This window comes from Pedobacter sp. ASV28, assembly GCF_016428855.1.
Lineage (GTDB): Bacteria > Bacteroidota > Bacteroidia > Sphingobacteriales > Sphingobacteriaceae > Pedobacter.
The window spans coordinates 95,023-111,469 of the sequence record NZ_JAELTN010000005.1 but is presented as its reverse complement, the minus strand read 5'-3'; the positions used below and the strand labels follow the sequence as shown (position 1 = coordinate 111,469).

The window sequence follows — 16,447 nt, the reverse complement described above, 5'->3', positions numbered from 1 at the left end:
AGATAAAGTAAGGAAACGCTAAATTATAAAATCTTAAAGTAATCGTTGCATGATCAAAAATGGGTAGGTTACAGACTGTCTCAATGCTTAGTTGATAAGGTCTAAGTAATAAAATTTTTAAATAAAAAGATCATTTTCGGTGCGTGTTTTGTGGTTGTATTTTAAATATGACCATCAAATCGGCAGTTCAAAGCCAAAAACCATTTTTTACGGCCACCAAGGGCAAGGTTATCCTAGGATTTCTATTTGCTTGTTTTGCCCTTTTGTTGGCTTGGGGCGTGAGTAAATTTGTATTTGGTGAAATTTTGGGCACGGTAGAAAAAATATCGGCACCTAACGATAAGTTACGTATCGTGAATAAGCTCTCACATCAGATATCGGGTTTAGATCAGCTACAAAGAGAGCCACAACATAATAACATTAATTTCTTTTTGGCTACCAAAAACTTACGCAAGAGCTTGGATACGCTCACTACGCTCTATGCCAATGATGAAGAGCAACTTAAGAGAATAAAAATCCTAAAGCGTTTATTGGTAGATCGTGATAAGCAGTTCTTATTATACCTAGAAGTAAAAGAGACATTGGTGAATACCCAATCCTTTTCAGACGAAGTGGCTAAACTGAATGAACTTTTCTCTCAACGGACCAGAGAGGCTGATAGTGCTGTATTTACCACGGAAACAGCTACTTCTACCACAACATTGGCTCCAGAAGAAGAACAAAAATCAAGAGGGTTTTTAAGTCGGCTGTTTGGTAAAAAGAAGTCGGAGGTTTATAAAATTATCACAGAAGAATATAAGATTAAGCGTGATACCTTAAATCAACAGGTTCAAGATAGCTTGATGCGTGACGTGGAAGCGACATTGAGGACCATAGAAACAGAACAACGTAAAAAAAGTGATCGTTTTCTAAGGAGGGAATCAGAATTGGCGAGTTCAAGCAACGCCCTGACCAAGCAGATGTTAAATGTTTTAAGAGAAGTGGAGGCCGAAGCGCTAGTACAGATAGACCAAAATGGATTTCAGGCAAAAGAAGTTGTTAACGAGGGCGTATTCCAGATCAAAATTATCATTGTTGGCTTTTTTCTAATTACATTGGTGCTTGGCTACCTTATTTTAACAGATATTACCAAGAACAATAAATACCGACTTGCCTTGGAAAAAGCAAAAGATGAGGCAGAGTACCATGGAAAAGCCAAACAACGCTTCCTTTCCAATATGAGCCATGAAATCAGAACACCCTTACAAGCCATTTTAGGTTATGCCGAATTGGTTGCCAAGCAAGAAAATCCAAATAAAAGGCATGTGGCGGCCATCCATCAATCGTCTGTACACTTGTTACAGATCGTAAATGAAGTATTGGATTATAATCGCATTATTTCTGGAGAGTTTAGTTTTGAAAATGTGGATTTCGACCTTTTAAAGCTTTTGGAAGAAGTAATTGCTGCAATGAAACCTTTGGCAGAGCAGAAAGGGTTGCAGTTGATTGCAGATTTTAATTTGGGCGGAGAACGCTGGATAAGTGGAGACGCTTTCAGGTTAAAACAAGTTCTATATAATCTTTTGGGGAATGCCATTAAGTTCACCAGGAAAGGCCATGTAAAACTAAAGGTAGAATGTAAACGCAAGGATGATGACCTGCATTGTTATTTTAATGTTGAAGATACAGGTATTGGGTTTGCAGAGGAAGACCATGATAAGATTTTCAAAGAATTTGAACAGGCAGATGCGCCAGATAAGCAAGAGCTCAACAGGCATGGAGCCGGACTAGGACTGGCTATTGTGAAAACTTTGATAGATGCTCAAAATGGAAGAATTAATGTCAAGAGCAAGGTAGGTGAAGGTACAATCTTTGTAGTATACCTAAAATTTATCATCACTGCTTTACCCCTGCAGATGGCAAAAGAACAGGAGGCTAAAGTGGTAGAAACAAACAAAACCATATGGGTAATAGATGACGACCGACTTATTTTGGAGTTATGTGCCCTGATTTTTTCTGCCCATCATATTCCTTATAAAACCTTTAGTACCGCTGAAGAAGTATTGGCCCAACACCCCGACGAAAATCTGGCCTATGTACTTATTGATATGCGCTTGGAAGGGATAACAGGGCTTGAACTTTACCAACAATTGAAAACTAAGCTTTCTTCGTCCATAAAATATTATGCTATCACTGCACAGGTATTGCCTGATGAAAGGCAAGCCGTATTGGACCAAGGTTTTGAAGGAATAATAATGAAACCGTTTAAGGCAGAGGATTTATTGGCACTTTTCCAGATATCGCCATTAGCGGAAAAAAACATTGGGTTTGATGGCAGTTCCTTAAAGAAAATGACAATGGGCGACCAAAAAATGATGGCTAGGATATTGGCTAGCTTTATGCGTGATTGCGAAGAAGACCAAGAAATTTTGAGGCACAGCATAGCGATTGAAGACCAATCTGCAATAAGATTAGTGGTACATCGACTAGCAGGCCGTATTGCACAGATCGGTGCGAAGGAATTGGGAGCGGCATTTAGGCAATTGGAACAGGAAGTGGCGGTTCAAAATGTCATTGAAGAGGCTACTAAATTGCGACTATCAAAGTTACTTGAGCAGCTTAACCTATTGTTGAGTACTATTGAAGAACGTGTTTATTCAATGCCATAAGTTGCTATCCGTGTTATCAGATAAGTATGACAAAACCTGTTCTGGACAAGGGTAATTTTCAAACTATTATGTCCCCATATTCGGTTTTTCGTGCTGCTTTACCCTCAACTTTTTTAACTTTGCATCATGCAAATACCCTCTATGAAAGCTGTCTTTTTTGATGCTGATGGTACCTTATTAAGTTTTAAGACACATAAAGTTGCAGCATCTACTGAAGAAGCGATAGCGAAATTACAGGCAAAAGGAATTAAGGTTATACTTTCTACTGGTCGGTCTATCAACAGTATTGATCATATCAAATACTTAAATTTCGATGGCTATATTACCTTCAATGGTGGATATTGCGTTACGCAGGAAGGTCATATGCTATATAGGCAGCCCATTGATCCGCGAGATATTCAGGCCATATTGGACTATACGCAAAACCATGCTTTGAGCTTTTCCTTTATGTCGGAACGGGAGATCAGCATTCATGATGTAACGCCCGAAATAGCCGGGATGTATGCCCATTTGAACCTTCCGGTACCTCCATTAGTGGATATCAATAAGGTGGATATAACATCGGTATTGCAAACAAATATCTTTATTGGTCCAAAAGAAGAAATAGCCTTTATGGATAAGGTAATGCCTAATTCGGTAGCTTCTAGGTGGAGCCCATTATTTGCCGACGTTAATCCCAAGGGACAGAGTAAAAAGGTGGGGATTGATATCTTTTGTGCTCATTTTGGTATTGATCTGATGGAGACAATGGCCTTTGGCGATGGAGGTAATGACATAGATATGCTACGGCATGTTAAAATGGGCATAGCCATGGGCAATGCAAATCCGGAAGTGAAAATTATAGCAGATCACATTACCGATGATGTGGATAGCGATGGCATTTGGAATGCATTAAAGCACTTTGGAGTATTGTAGCGATTTCCATGTCCTCATTGCGAGAAGACACGACGAAGCAATCTTAGGGCTATTATTAATGTTGTGAGACTGGTTTACTAATATAGAGTTTTTATTACTTTTTAGAAAATCAAATTCCTACACAGAACAAAGTTAGCCCCGCTTTTCGTTGCAATTCCCGATAAAATCGGGATATTTTTACTTCAATCGGGTTTAGAAGGCAGGGATAGTGCAAATAATTATGCCTTTCTTTCAATAGTACGTCTTTTCTGGGAAGCCGGGAACAATGAAGATAATCTTATCTTGCATAAAGAAAAAGCATGAAATCTACTATGACATGACGATGCCGAAATAAATTTGCTTCACAGCTACTGCGTGGTCGGGATGGACGATGTGCAATAAACCTTATTGAAGCGGCAGCCCCAAAGCGGAATGGTGAGCTTTGGGCTATAGCGCAAAGAAGGGCTTTCGGGAGATCGGAGCAGTGCAATTGATTTTCAGAAACTACTCAATGCCATACCGCTCCATTTTGCTATAAAGCGTTTTCCTATCTATATTGAGCAATTTGGCCGCTTTTGATTTGTTGTATTTTACCTTGATCAAAGTTTCGGCGATAAGTGTTTTTTCGTTGCTTTCGTTTACCGCCTTTAAATCTAAGGGGTTATCTAAGGGATTATCTTCAGAAATGGTCATTTTCATTTCATCGGGTAAGCCTTCAATAGTGGCCGTAGTGCCGGGGGTAAGTAGCACCATGCGCTTGATTACATTTTTTAACTCACGTAAGTTGCCGGGCCAATCGTACTTTAAGAGGAGAGATTTGGTTTCTTTATCAATATCTTTAACATTCCGGTTGAGTTCCTGGTTAGAGCGTTTTACAAAATGGTCAATAAAAAGTTCCAGGTCTATTCCCCTATCGCGAAGGGGGGGTAATTGAATCTTAAATTCGTTTAAGCGGTGATAGAGGTCTTCCCTGAATTCACCATTCTTCATGCTATTGGCCAAGTCATCATTAGTTGCGGTGATAATGCGTACGTCAATGGGCACTTGCTTGTTGCTGCCTAATGGCTGTATAACACGCTCCTGCAAGGCTCTTAGTAACTTTACCTGTACTTCATAGCTAAGGTTCCCTATCTCATCTAAAAAAATAGTACCCCCATTTGCAACTTCGAAAGAGCCTTTCTTGTCTGCAACGGCCCCAGTGAAAGCGCCCTTTATATGGCCAAAAAGCTCGCTGGCTGCTAGATCTTTGGAGAGGGCGCCACAATCAATGGCAATAAAGATTTTATCTTTTCTTTTGCTTTGAAGATGGAGCGTTCTGGCCGCAAATTCTTTTCCAGTTCCACTTTCTCCCTGTATAATAACAGACATGTCTGTTTCTGCCACCAGATCGATATGTTGGTATAAACGGTTGGCTACGTCGCTCTTGCCTTTTATAAAGTCTTTTTCTGTGGTTGCTTTTTGTTCTTTTTTCTGTAGGGCATTTTCGAGGACCATTAAAAGCTCATCGGGATTGATAGGCTTTGTAATGTAATCGGAGGCTCCGAGTTGTATAGATTTTACAGCGGTTCTAACATCATTAAAGCTGGTCATGATAATGGCCGGAACATTAAGGCCGATTTCACGTCTATAGTTTAATACATCTATGCCCGTACCGTCAGGAAGCCTATAATCTATTAACCATAAGTGAAAGCGCTCGTGGGCAATTAGTTTGAGTGCTTTGGCAACGTTGCTTACTATGGTGACCTGATAATTGTTTTTTTGCAAAAAGCCTTCTATGATTTGGGCGAAAGTACTATCATCTTCAATAATTAAAACTGTAGCCATATACAAAAATAAAAAAAGCCAGAATATATCTGGCTTTTATATCAAGTTGTAATAGGCTAGTTACCTAGTTATTCTACTGGTTTACCTTCTGCATCGAATTTAAGGGAAGCGGCTTGCTCTTCTTTTTTAACGTCTATTTGGAAATATGATTTATCACCATCTTTTACGCTGAAGGCTGCAGTTGGTGTCCAGTCTTTATAAGGGTCTGTTTGAAGAACAGTTTTAATGGCATCTGGTAATTCTTCAAGTTTGATAGGCGTTTTAATTACACTGTCTTGTACGCTCACCATTTCAATTTTGTTAACTTCTGTTGCTTGTGCTTGTAATGTTGTAAATCCCGCGAATGCTACGATAGCTGCTACAAATAACTTTTTCATAATTATTAATTTTTAAGTTTATACAATGTGTTAATTATATCAACTCATATGAGATAATGGTGCCAATTGGGTGTGCCAAAAATTAACTAGCTTATAGTTAGTTGTTTGTGTTTTGTTTGCTTGCTGTTAGATTGTAGAGCTTCTCCACACCTTGTGGAGCAAGGCAACAAAAGTTCTTTTAATTTTTGTATTCGGGCATATTCCGTTTAATTTGTAAGATGCAAAGATATTTATCAGCGAATTGGATATTCCCAGTTTCTTCTGCTCCGCTTAACAAGGGAGTACTTTGTATTTCTGAGGAAGGGGAAATAGAGGCGGTATTGACAAATGAAGAGGCCATAAGTTTGAGCATTGAACATATAGAGCAATTTGAAGGGGTGTTGGTGCCTGGTTTTATAAATACTCATTGCCATCTGGAGCTTTCCCATCTCTTCCATAAAATAAGAGAAAGGACGGGACTACCTGATTTTGTAAAGGAAGTAGTGGCACAACGTAACCAGGTTGAGGAGTTTATTATAGCTGATATGACAGCTGCCGATAAGCAGATGTATGAGAACGGTATTGTGGCAGTTGGCGATATTTCAAATGAATTGATCTCCAAAAGGGTGAAAGAGCAAAGCCAGGTTTACTATCATACTTTTGTAGAGGTATTTGGATTTAACATGCCAGCCGCACCAATAATGGAAAGGGCTATAAATATCAAAGAGGGATTTCGACCTCTTAAAGCCTCTATAGTGCCGCACGCTCCTTATTCTGTAGCTAAAGATTTGTTTGAAGCCATTCAGGAACATACCGCTAAAGATGATGTATTAAGCATTCATAATCAGGAAACCGAAGCTGAAAATGAGTTTTTTGAAAAAGGAACAGGACAATTTGAAAGTATGTACCAGCGTTTGAACATACCGAAATCAGCAAGTCATGGTAATGGGCACAATGCTATTCATTACCACTTGCCGCAATTGCCTAAAAATAACCTATTGTTGGTTCATAATACCTTTTCGAGCAAGGCTGATGTGGATTTTGCACAACAAATACACCATAACTTGTATTGGTGTTTATGCCCAAATGCAAATTTATATATCGAGGACCGCTTGCCCGATGTGGAGATGTTGCAAGCTGAGGGGGTAGATATTACTCTTGGTACGGATAGTCTGGCGAGCAACCATCAATTATCTATATTGTCGGAAATGCAGACGCTCCAACAATGTAGGCAAGTGCCATTTGAGGAATTATTAAAATGGGCTACGCTAAATGGCGCTAGGTTTTTGGGTATAGATGCCCAATATGGTAGTTTCGAAGTGGGAAAAAAACCAGGTATCAATTTGATTGAACTAACGAATGGTCAGACGATAAGATCGAAAAATGTAAAACGATTAATTTAATTGCATGAAAAACCCTATCACTTCTTTATTCGATATTAAATATCCAATTATACAGGCAGGAATGGTTTGGTGTAGTGGTTGGCGTTTAGCTTCGGCAGTTTCCAATGCGGGTGGCTTGGGCATTATTGGTGCAGGCTCTATGTACCCCGACACGCTGCGTGAACACATCAGGAAATGTCGACAGGCCACTAATAGGCCTTTTGCGGTAAATGTACCTTTATTGTATCCTAATGTACAGGAAATTATGGATATCCTGGTAGAGGAAGAGGTAGGGATTGTTTTTACTTCTGCTGGTAATCCTGCCACATGGACTGGTTTCTTGAAGCAGAAAGAAGTAAAGGTAGTGCATGTAATTGCCAATACAAAGTTTGCCTTAAAGGCTCAATATAGCGGAGTAGATGCCATAGTTGCCGAAGGTTTCGAGGCAGGTGGCCATAATGGAAGAGAAGAGACGACTACTATGTGTTTGATCCCAATGATCAGGGCAGCGGTGGATATTCCCGTAATCGCCGCTGGAGGCATTGCCAGTGGAAAGGCCATGCTGGCCGCATTTGCATTAGGAGCAGACGCTGTGCAGATAGGATCTGCTTTTGCCGTTGCCGAAGAATCTTCGGCACATCCGAATTTTAAGGAGAGAATAATAACATCAGCTGAAGGCGATACCAAGCTAAGCATGAAAAAGCTGGTGCCGGTTAGGTTGCTGAAAAATGAATTTGCTAATGCAGTTGCCCAAGCCGAAGCGAATGGGGCAAGCACTGCAGATTTAGCAGCGCTTTTAGGTAGGGCAAGGGCAAAATTGGGTATGTTTGAAGGTGATATGACAGAAGGTGAATTGGAAATTGGGCAGGTATCGGCAATGTTAAATGAAATAAAACCAGCGGCAACTATCTTGCAAGAAATATGGGATGGGTTTTTATTAGAAAGAGATAGGGTCTTAGGCTATACGTTTTAAGTTATGCATTTGCACTTTACATATTTTAGCAAACCGAGTGTTAAATTGTTAGATTGTTAAATTGTTCCGCCTTATCTTTAAGCCCAATACCAAATCGAAATATCTTCGGACTTCGAACATCCAATTTTCGGACTGAAAAAATGAAACATATCAATATAAAAGTAATAGGTAAAGTGCAGGGCGTTTTTTTTAGGACCAGTACAAAAGCAGTTGCCGACCAGATGGGGGTAAAGGGAAAAGTGAAAAATGAAAAGGATGGCTCGCTATTGATAGAAGCGGAGGCTGAGCAGGCGGTATTGGACATGTTTGTAGAATGGTGCCATGAAGGACCAGAAAAAGCAAAAGTAGAAAGCATAGAAATAATTGAAGGGGAAGTTCAAAATTATAGCAACTTTGTAGTAATTAAGAAAAACCTGTTATGGTAATATTAATTTGCAATTGTAGAATGATGAGTTACGATGTAGTCTTCTATGAACCCAAAAAACACATAAGTGAAGTATTGATTTTAGAAAATCGTAAATCTGAAATCGTAAATCTAACATCAACTTGTCTGTACTAAAAAAATTTGTTGGTCAAACGGCTATCTATGGGATAAGCACTGTTTTCTCCAGGTTATTTAATTTTATATTAACACCTATTTATACTGGGGTTTACTCTAAAGGTGTATACGGCATATTTACGAATATGTATGCAAATGCTTCCATTATCAATGCTATTTTGGCTTTTGGCATGGAAAGTACTTATTTCCGATACCTTAACAAGCATGAAGATAAAAAACAACAGGTCTATAATAATTCATTTTGGTGCATAGTCTTTATTGCTACTCTATTTCTGATAAGTGGCTTTGTTTTTCTAGAGCCTATTGCTCAATACCTGGCAAGTTCGCCGGAAAAAGTGGCTGATTATAAGCAATACACTATTTATTTTCTAATTATGTTGTTTATAGACGCCATTTGCGTTATTCCATTTGCTAAGATTAGAAGCGATGAAAGGCCCATAAAATACAGCATCGTTAAGTTTCTAAATATTGGCGTTTTTGTGGGTTTCAACCTAATCTTTTTATTTGTAGTGCCTGCTGTTATTAAACATGAATGGATGGGCTATGCCTGGATGGCCTCGTGGTACAAAAAAGGTTGGATTGGTTATGTTTTCATTTCTAATCTTGTGGCTAGTGCCGCAACCCTATTGTTACTTTTACCCGAGTTTAGTAAAATACAATTGAAGTTTGAGCTAGGGCTTTTTAAAAGTATGTACACCTATAGCTGGCCTGTGCTGGTGGCAAACCTTTCTTTTATTGTGAACGAAAACCTTGATAAAATAGCATTGAATAAGCTTTTGCCAGCCAATATTGCCGATGGCGAAGTGGGTATTTATGGTGCCGTTTGTAAGATTGCTGTCTTTTTGAGTATTTTTATTACAGCTTTTAGGCTGGGGGCTGAACCCTTTTTTTTCAGTCATGCCAAGCAAGATAATGCTAAGAAAACCTATGCGGTAATCTTACAGTATTTTGTAATTGCATTGGCCATCCTGTTTGTCGGATTGATCGCTAATATTGAAATTTTAAAATATTTTATCCGTAACAAAGAATATTGGGTAGGCCTACCGGCAGTGCCGTATTTGTTGTTGGGATATGTTTGTTTAGGTATTTATATGAACTTATCTATTTGGTATCGCCTATCAGATCAGACCAAATTTGGGTTGTACATCTCCATTATTGGGGCTATAATTACCATTGTTTTTAACTTTTTGCTTATTCCTAAGTTTAGCTACATGGGATCAGCTTGGGTAAGTATGGTCGCCTATTTTACCATGATGGTCATTTCCTATATTCTTGGCCAAAAACATTATCCCATTCCATATAACCTAAAGAAGATTTTGCTTTATTTAGGCATTTCAACCCTAATAGGCTTCAGCTCGTTTTTCTTGTTCAATAGAAATATTTACATTGGCAATGCAATGTTAATTGCATTTTTAATACTGGTATATTTCTTTGAGAAAGATGACTTAAGAAAGATTTTAAAACGCACTTAATTAAACATGGAAATAAAAATTGTAAATAAGTCAACCCACCAATTGCCTGCTTATGAAACTGCACATGCCGCAGGGATGGATTTGAGAGCTTTTACGGCAGAAGAAATAATTATTAAACCATTGCAACGTTTTTTAGTTCCAACAGGTTTGTTCGTAGAGTTGCCTATTGGTTTTGAAGCACAGATTAGACCACGTAGTGGATTGGCTTATAAACATGGGGTAACGGTATTGAATTCGCCTGGTACTATTGATGCAGATTATAGAGGAGAACTTAAAGTTCTGCTGGTTAATTTGTCTGATACTGATTTTGCCATTAATAATGGAGATAGGATAGCACAGATGGTAGTTGCCAAGCACGAAATGGTTAAATGGCAGTTGGTAGAAGAATTAAGCAGCACAGACAGGGGAGAAGGTGGCTATGGGCATACAGGTAAAAAATGAGGCTTAACTTTTTATAGCCGGTCCGGTTCAAAATTGGAAAAAATGAAAAAAAGCTTTTTCATCATATGGTTGTTTAGTATTGGTGTTGTGGCTCAGGCGCAACAAAGGCCTACTGCTGTTAAAGACAGTAATGCCATAAAGGATCTTTTTTTTGCTGGATTGAAAGATAAATTAAATGATAACTACAGTAGGGCAAATGCCAGTTTTTCTAAGATATTGATCATAGACCCTAACAATGATGCCGCACATTTCGAAATGGCCAATTTAAGCATGCGGCAAAATAAATTGTTAGATGCCGAATTATCCATTAAAAAGGCAATAGCGGTTAATCCCAATAATGTTTGGTACCTGAAATTGCAAACGGAGCTTTATAAGCGCAATGGTAATATGGAGGCACTGGTTCAGGTTTTGGATCAACTGATTAAACTGGAACCAGCAACTGAAGCGTACTACTTCGATCGTGCCAATGCCTTGTTTATTGCAGGGAAAATGGACGAATCCGTAAAAGCTTATGAAACCTTAGAGCAAAAATTTGGTGTTTCAAAAGCCTCAAGCTCAGCTAAGCAAAGACTGAAGGTGAAAAATGAGACTACAGCGAATCCCGATTTACAGAAGCTCATTGTGGAGAATCCTGACGATGTCAAGAATTACCTCCACTTAAGTGGTGTGTTGCTGGAAAAAAATAAACCAGAAGAAGCCTTAGGCTTATTATTGAAGGCAAAAAAATTAAAGCCAGACGATTTTGAAGTCGATTTGGCAATGGCCGATGTTTATTATGCCCTTAAGCAGCCAGAACATGCCGAAACTGCACTTAAATCTGCATTTGGTAATGCAGAAATGCCTTTGGCAAATAAAGTAGAGATTATCAGTTCTATGCTGCTCAAGTTCAATAATAAAGATATGGTGAGAAATGCAACCGAACTTGGCGGTGTTTTATTGAGGGACAATCCAGATGATCCTAAGATTAAGATATTGTATGGGGATATCATGTATCAACAGGGCAACCTCAGTGGCGCAAAAAATCAATATCAGGCAGCTGTTAAGCTTTCGGAACAGTTTTACATTGCCTGGGAGAAGGTGTTGGGCGTGCTAACCTTAATGGGAAATTATGAAGAGGCGATCAAAGCCGGAGAAGAAGCTTTAACCATCTATCCTAATCAGGCTATTCTATATTATTATAGGGCTTTTGCCCTGCATCGTAATGGACAAAATGCGGAAGCAGGGTTGGAGCTTAAATCGGCTTTGCAGCTCGAATCGGACGACCATAGTTTAAAGGCTATGATTTTGGCTTTACAGGCAGAAGTTTTGATAGACCAGGGGAAATTGAAGGAAGCCGATCAGGCGTTTGATCGAGCGGTTAGCCTGGCACCCCAAAATTACCTTACCATGAGTAACTATGCCTATTACTTGGCCTTGAGAAACCATGATTTGGCAAAGGCAGAAAAGTTGGCGGCAAAAGCAGCATCGGCTATGCCGCAAAACGCTTCAATTTTAGATACCTATGCAATGGTGCTGTTGAAACTGAACAAGTTTGATATGGCCCTAAGTTATATAGAAAGGGCCTTACAGAACAACGAAGGTTCAAATCCTGTTTACCTTGAGCATTATGGAGATATCTTATTTTTAAAGGGAGATAAGGAGAATGCACTATTACAATGGCAAAAAGCACAGCTTGCAGGAAATCAGTCGGATAAGTTAACTAGAAAAATAAATGAAAAGAAGTATATTAAATAGCTTGGTGTTGGCCAGCATGGTAACATTGGTTTTAAGCTGTAGACCAAAGAAAGAAATCGTAAAAGCACCAGTTGCGCCGGTAACCACATCCGTATCGGATAAGAAAATGGAGAATATTGGCAGCTTAACATCCAAAGATTTGCCTTTTAATACGCTTTCTCTAAAAGGAAAGGCACAACTAAGCATCAATGGGGAAGAAAATGGGGTGACAATCAATATCCGTATCAAAAAAAATGAGAAGATATGGTTCAATATTACGGCACTTGGAGGAGCTTATGAGGTGGCCAGGGCCGTAATTACACCAGATAGCCTGTGGCTTATGAACAGGCCTCAAAAAACTTTATTGAGGAAGCCATTTAGCTACATTCATCAATTTGCCAATGAGCAGATTAATTTTGGATGGCTACAATCCATCCTTTCTGGTAACACCATTAAGGAATTTATGGTGGAAAAATCAGATTTGGTACAGGAAAATGCAGTTTGGCTATTAAGTGGAACATCAGAGAGCTTGGCTTATAGGGTTTTATTTAATACCTTATTGAAGCCATCGGCACTTACCTTGAACGATGCGGAAGCGGGGCAGGGACTAAAAGTCGATTATGGAAAATATACGCCAATAAATAATGCCTTGTTCCCATCCGATTTTAAGATTGTTTCCGCTGTAGGCAATAAAAAAATAGCGGCATCCGTTGAATTTATAAAAATCGAGAGTAATGTTGCTCTGGAGTTCCCTTTTACCGTTCCTAAGAGTTTTGAACTAATCAATTAATTTTTTTATACTTTTGGCTAATGAAGTTGAATAAAAACCTGATTTTAGTTGTTTTTTTACTGTTTTGCACAGGTGTTTTTGCCCAATCAAGCAAGGAGCTTACACGTAAAAAGGAAGCCTTGCAAAGAGAAATTGAATTAGCTCAAAAGAATCTGAATAAAACCACCAATGGTAAAAAGCTGACGCTTGGACAAATTAATGCCATTAAGGCACAGATTAGATTAAGACAGGAAAAAATCTCTACTATTAATTCAGAAATGAAAAATCTGGACAATAAAATTACAGAGAATACAGGAAAAGTACATCATTTACAAGGACGCTTATCAGACCTGAAAAAAGAATATGCGGGTATGATCAGATTTGCACAGCGCAATAAAAATTCCTATGATAAAATGATGTTTATTTTTGCGGCAAAAGACTTTAACCAAGCCTATAAACGCATTAAATACTTACAGCAATTTGGTCAATATCGTAAAAAACAGGCAGCCTATATTCAGGGAACCGAAAAAGAGTTAAGTAATCAGATCGTTGTTTTAGATAAAGATTTAAAAAATAAAACAAGCTTGCTGAAAGAGCAGGAAAGTGAAAAAGTAAAGCTGGATAAAAACCGAAACGAACAAACTGTCGTACTTAATAAACTAAGTAAGGAAGAGAAACAGTACAAACAAGATATCCAAAAGAAAAAACAACAGCAAATGGCCATCGACCGAGAAATAAGGGCGGCCATTGCACGAGAGATTGCCGCAGCACGTAAAAAAGCTGAGGAGGAAGAAAGAGAGCGTGAAAGAATAGCGGCTGCGAAAGCTAAAGCAGAAAATAAGCCTGCTCCTGTTGCAGCAACTACCAAACCCCGGACAACCAGTGAAGCATTGCGGTCCACTCCCGAATCGGCAAAACTTTCTGATGCCTTTGAAGCCAATAGGGGTAGCTTGCCCTCACCGGTAGCTACAGGTTATATCACAGCTAAGTTTGGTACGTACATGGTTGATCAGGCGTCGGCAAGACATGATGGGGTTGTTTTTCAAACAGGCGAAGGAGCGGCCGTAAGGGCGGTATTTAATGGAACCGTAAGTACAGTATTCGAAAAGTTTGGAAAGTATTATGTTATTATTAAACACGGTGAGTATTTCACCGTATATGAAAATTTGAAGAGTGCCAGCGTGAGCAAGGGAGACAAGGTAAGCACGAAGCAGACCATCGGAATTGTGGCTAATTCGGAAGGTGTTCCTGAGCTTGGTTTTCAGATACATCGGGGAAGTACTCCCCAAAATCCGGAGAGTTGGTTGGCACGATAACAAGAAAGCAGTTAATATTTAACTATATTTGTATAAAATGTATTTTAAAATGTATTCAATGCCGTTATTAGAGTTTTTGAATATGGGTGGTGGAGAAATAGCACTCATAATGGTGGCCATACTTTTGTTATTTGGAGGTAAAAAATTACCAGAATTGGCAAGAGGATTAGGCAAAGGTATTCGTGAATTTAAGGATGCTTCAGAAGGCGTAAAAAGAGAGATCCATCGTAATATCAATGCTGTTGATCTAGATAAAGAACAACAGGAAAGTGAACGAGAAGTGAATAGTTATCAGCACCCTTCGGAAGACACGGGCTACTCTATTCATGATCAAGAGACCCCTACCGTAGAAGATCACGAAGTAAAAACAACAGAAGATAAGGAACCTAAAAGTTCAAATTAAGGTTTAAAAAAATATAAAAAAAACGATTATGTTACAGCCAACAATTCTAGCAGGGCTAGGTACAACCGAAATCATATTGATTATTGTAGCAATATTGCTGCTTTTCGGAGGTAAAAAAATTCCAGAACTTATGCGTGGTTTGGGAAAAGGAATGAAAGAATTTAAGGATGGAAAGGATGGTGTAGACTCAACAAGCGATAACACCACCAACAAGCCTTAGTAACTGGTAAATTTTAAAGCTTTTAAATTTAGATTTTGAAGAAATATACCTCTTTAACAGAGATACAGGGAGAACTTGCGCAAAGGCAGCTAACTTTAAAAGAAATAATTGCTTATTATTTTGAGCAAATCACAAAAAACAAACACCTCAATGCGTTTAATGAGGTGTTTTTTGATTCTGCAAGCAAGCAGGCTGAAAAAGTACAAGAAAAGATTGATAAGGGAAGTGCAGGTAAGCTTGCGGGCATGGTAATCGGCATAAAGGACAATATCTGCTATCTCGACCATAAAGTCTCGGCATCCTCAAAAATGCTCGATCATTTTGTCTCTCCCTATTCCTCTACCGTAGTGGAAAGGTTATTGGCTGAAGACGCCATTATTATTGGCCGTTTAAACTGCGATGAGTTCGCAATGGGCGGTTCTAATGAAACTTCATTTTATGGAACGGTAAAAAATGCTGCCGACGAAGAAAGGGTAGCGGGAGGATCATCAGGCGGTTCTGCGGTGGCTGTGCAGGCTGATATGTGCTTGGCAACGTTGGGCACAGACACGGGAGGATCTGTTCGCCAACCAGCTGCTTTCTGTGGAGCGATAGGCTTTAAGCCCACCTATGGTAGAATTTCGCGTTATGGCGTTATTGCCTACGCATCATCTTTTGACCAAGTAGGCACATTGACGTCTTCTGTTAGTGATGCGGCTTTGTTACTTGAAGTGCTTGCAGGTGCCGATGAGCATGACAGCACGCTTTCTTCGCTGCCAGTGCCTAGCTACACGGCAAACCTATCACAAAATGGCAAGAAGAAAATCGCAGTTTTAAAAGAAACAATAGAGAATGATGTTTTAGATCAGGAAACCAAGGAAGCTATTTTAATTGCGCTTGAAAAACTGAAAGGCCAAGGCCATGAAATCAGCTATGTTTCTTTTGATTTGCTTGACTATTTGGTGCCAACCTATTATGTACTGACAACGGCCGAAGCTTCTTCCAACCTTTCGAGGTATGATGGCGTACATTACGGCTATAGAAATACACAGGCACAGAGCTTAAACCAATTATATAAAGTTTCACGTGCCGAAGGATTTGGTGAGGAAGTGAAACGTCGGATTATGCTAGGCACTTTTGTATTAAGCGCCGGTTATTACGATGCTTATTACCAAAAGGCACAAAAAGTTCGCCGCTTGATTAGGGAGAAGGTAGAAAAACTATTGGAAGAATACGATATGCTGGTTAGTCCGGTTGCGCCTACTCCTGCCTTTAAGATCGGTGAAAATGTGCAGGATCCTTTGGTGATGTACATGGCCGATATCTATACTGTTTTGGCCTCGTTGGCTGGTATTCCTGCGGTAGCATTGCCTTTGGGCAATAATAAGGAGGGTTTACCGTTAAGTATACAACTAATGACCAAACATTTTAATGAGCAGGGACTCCTCTCCTTGTCATACCATTTTTTAAAAAAGGATAAATAGCCGAAGGCTATTTG

The 16,447-nt window shown here is 39.2% G+C and carries 15 protein-coding genes; 13 read left to right on the top strand and 2 right to left on the bottom strand.

The genetic code is table 11. The annotated features are described in order from the left end of the window. Positions 1–167: 167 nt before the first annotated feature. Positions 168–2,648 carry an ATP-binding protein gene (locus tag JHD79_RS03115; protein WP_199117715.1) on the top strand — a complete coding sequence of 827 codons (2,481 nt, stop codon included), beginning with the start codon at positions 168–170 and terminating at the stop codon, positions 2,646–2,648. Between the two features lie 126 nt (positions 2,649–2,774). Beyond that, positions 2,775–3,563 (top strand): Cof-type HAD-IIB family hydrolase, encoded by a 789-nt coding sequence (locus tag JHD79_RS03110; protein WP_233164540.1) that lies wholly within the window; start codon positions 2,775–2,777, stop codon positions 3,561–3,563. A 483-nt stretch (positions 3,564–4,046) separates the two neighbouring features. On the opposite strand, the gene JHD79_RS03105 is transcribed toward JHD79_RS03110, so the two are convergent. Both JHD79_RS03105 and JHD79_RS03100 read right to left on the bottom strand, forming a co-directional pair. Next, entirely contained in the window at positions 4,047–5,366 is a 1,320-nt protein-coding gene (locus tag JHD79_RS03105) for a sigma-54 dependent transcriptional regulator (RefSeq protein WP_199117713.1), read from the bottom strand. Positions 5,367–5,434: 68 nt separating this feature from the next. Continuing rightward, a complete protein-coding gene (locus JHD79_RS03100) occupies positions 5,435–5,743 on the bottom strand; it encodes a hypothetical protein (RefSeq protein WP_199117711.1) in 309 nt (102 codons plus the stop codon). 218 nt (positions 5,744–5,961) lie between these two features. On the opposite strand from JHD79_RS03100, the gene JHD79_RS03095 reads away from it, so the two are divergent. From JHD79_RS03095 to gatA, 11 genes are all read left to right on the top strand, one after another. Further along, positions 5,962–7,125, top strand: a complete 1,164-nt coding sequence (locus tag JHD79_RS03095) for an amidohydrolase family protein (RefSeq protein WP_199117709.1) — start codon at positions 5,962–5,964, stop codon at positions 7,123–7,125. A 4-nt stretch (positions 7,126–7,129) separates the two neighbouring features. Further along, positions 7,130–8,077 (top strand): nitronate monooxygenase family protein, encoded by a 948-nt coding sequence (locus JHD79_RS03090; RefSeq protein WP_199117707.1) that lies wholly within the window; start codon positions 7,130–7,132, stop codon positions 8,075–8,077. Between the two features lie 140 nt (positions 8,078–8,217). Continuing rightward, positions 8,218–8,502, top strand: a complete 285-nt coding sequence (locus tag JHD79_RS03085; protein ID WP_199117706.1) for an acylphosphatase — start codon at positions 8,218–8,220, stop codon at positions 8,500–8,502. 121 nt (positions 8,503–8,623) lie between these two features. After that, complete coding sequence (locus JHD79_RS03080) at positions 8,624–10,108, top strand: oligosaccharide flippase family protein (RefSeq protein WP_199117704.1); 1,485 nt, start codon at positions 8,624–8,626, stop codon at positions 10,106–10,108. Positions 10,109–10,114: 6 nt separating this feature from the next. After that, positions 10,115–10,549 (top strand): dUTP diphosphatase, encoded by a 435-nt coding sequence (gene dut / locus JHD79_RS03075; protein WP_199117702.1) that lies wholly within the window; start codon positions 10,115–10,117, stop codon positions 10,547–10,549. 42 nt (positions 10,550–10,591) lie between these two features. After that, positions 10,592–12,283, top strand: coding sequence for a tetratricopeptide repeat protein (locus JHD79_RS03070; RefSeq protein ID WP_199117700.1), 1,692 nt, complete (start codon positions 10,592–10,594; stop codon positions 12,281–12,283). Then, a complete protein-coding gene (locus JHD79_RS03065) occupies positions 12,261–13,052 on the top strand; it encodes a DUF4292 domain-containing protein (protein ID WP_199117697.1) in 792 nt (263 codons plus the stop codon). Before JHD79_RS03070 ends, JHD79_RS03065 begins: the two co-directional genes overlap by 23 nt. 20 nt (positions 13,053–13,072) lie before the next feature. Continuing rightward, the gene (locus JHD79_RS03060; protein WP_199117695.1) at positions 13,073–14,347 is read left to right on the top strand and encodes a murein hydrolase activator EnvC; all 1,275 of its coding nucleotides are present in this window, start codon (positions 13,073–13,075) and stop codon (positions 14,345–14,347) included. A 58-nt stretch (positions 14,348–14,405) separates the two neighbouring features. Further along, a complete protein-coding gene (locus JHD79_RS03055; protein ID WP_233164539.1) occupies positions 14,406–14,750 on the top strand; it encodes a twin-arginine translocase TatA/TatE family subunit in 345 nt (114 codons plus the stop codon). 28 nt (positions 14,751–14,778) lie between these two features. Further along, positions 14,779–14,970, top strand: a complete 192-nt coding sequence (locus JHD79_RS03050; protein ID WP_199117693.1) for a twin-arginine translocase TatA/TatE family subunit — start codon at positions 14,779–14,781, stop codon at positions 14,968–14,970. Between the two features lie 35 nt (positions 14,971–15,005). After that, the gene (gene gatA / locus JHD79_RS03045; protein ID WP_199117691.1) at positions 15,006–16,433 is read left to right on the top strand and encodes an Asp-tRNA(Asn)/Glu-tRNA(Gln) amidotransferase subunit GatA; all 1,428 of its coding nucleotides are present in this window, start codon (positions 15,006–15,008) and stop codon (positions 16,431–16,433) included. Positions 16,434–16,447: the final 14 nt, after the last annotated feature.

What these genes read in the sequence shown, in the direction of transcription:
- JHD79_RS03115 (WP_199117715.1), top strand. Translation starts at nt 168, where the DNA reads ATGACCATCAAATCGGCAGTTCAAAGCCAAAAACCATTTTTTACGGCC.
- JHD79_RS03110 (WP_233164540.1), top strand. Translation starts at nt 2,775, where the DNA reads ATGCAAATACCCTCTATGAAAGCTGTCTTTTTTGATGCTGATGGTACC.
- JHD79_RS03105 (WP_199117713.1), bottom strand. Translation starts at nt 5,366, where the DNA reads ATGGCTACAGTTTTAATTATTGAAGATGATAGTACTTTCGCCCAAATC.
- JHD79_RS03100 (WP_199117711.1), bottom strand. Translation starts at nt 5,743, where the DNA reads ATGAAAAAGTTATTTGTAGCAGCTATCGTAGCATTCGCGGGATTTACA.
- JHD79_RS03095 (WP_199117709.1), top strand. Translation starts at nt 5,962, where the DNA reads ATGCAAAGATATTTATCAGCGAATTGGATATTCCCAGTTTCTTCTGCT.
- JHD79_RS03090 (WP_199117707.1), top strand. Translation starts at nt 7,130, where the DNA reads ATGAAAAACCCTATCACTTCTTTATTCGATATTAAATATCCAATTATA.
- JHD79_RS03085 (WP_199117706.1), top strand. Translation starts at nt 8,218, where the DNA reads ATGAAACATATCAATATAAAAGTAATAGGTAAAGTGCAGGGCGTTTTT.
- dut (WP_199117702.1), top strand. Translation starts at nt 10,115, where the DNA reads ATGGAAATAAAAATTGTAAATAAGTCAACCCACCAATTGCCTGCTTAT.
- JHD79_RS03070 (WP_199117700.1), top strand. Translation starts at nt 10,592, where the DNA reads ATGAAAAAAAGCTTTTTCATCATATGGTTGTTTAGTATTGGTGTTGTG.
- JHD79_RS03065 (WP_199117697.1), top strand. Translation starts at nt 12,261, where the DNA reads ATGAAAAGAAGTATATTAAATAGCTTGGTGTTGGCCAGCATGGTAACA.
- JHD79_RS03060 (WP_199117695.1), top strand. Translation starts at nt 13,073, where the DNA reads ATGAAGTTGAATAAAAACCTGATTTTAGTTGTTTTTTTACTGTTTTGC.
- JHD79_RS03055 (WP_233164539.1), top strand. Translation starts at nt 14,406, where the DNA reads ATGCCGTTATTAGAGTTTTTGAATATGGGTGGTGGAGAAATAGCACTC.
- JHD79_RS03050 (WP_199117693.1), top strand. Translation starts at nt 14,779, where the DNA reads ATGTTACAGCCAACAATTCTAGCAGGGCTAGGTACAACCGAAATCATA.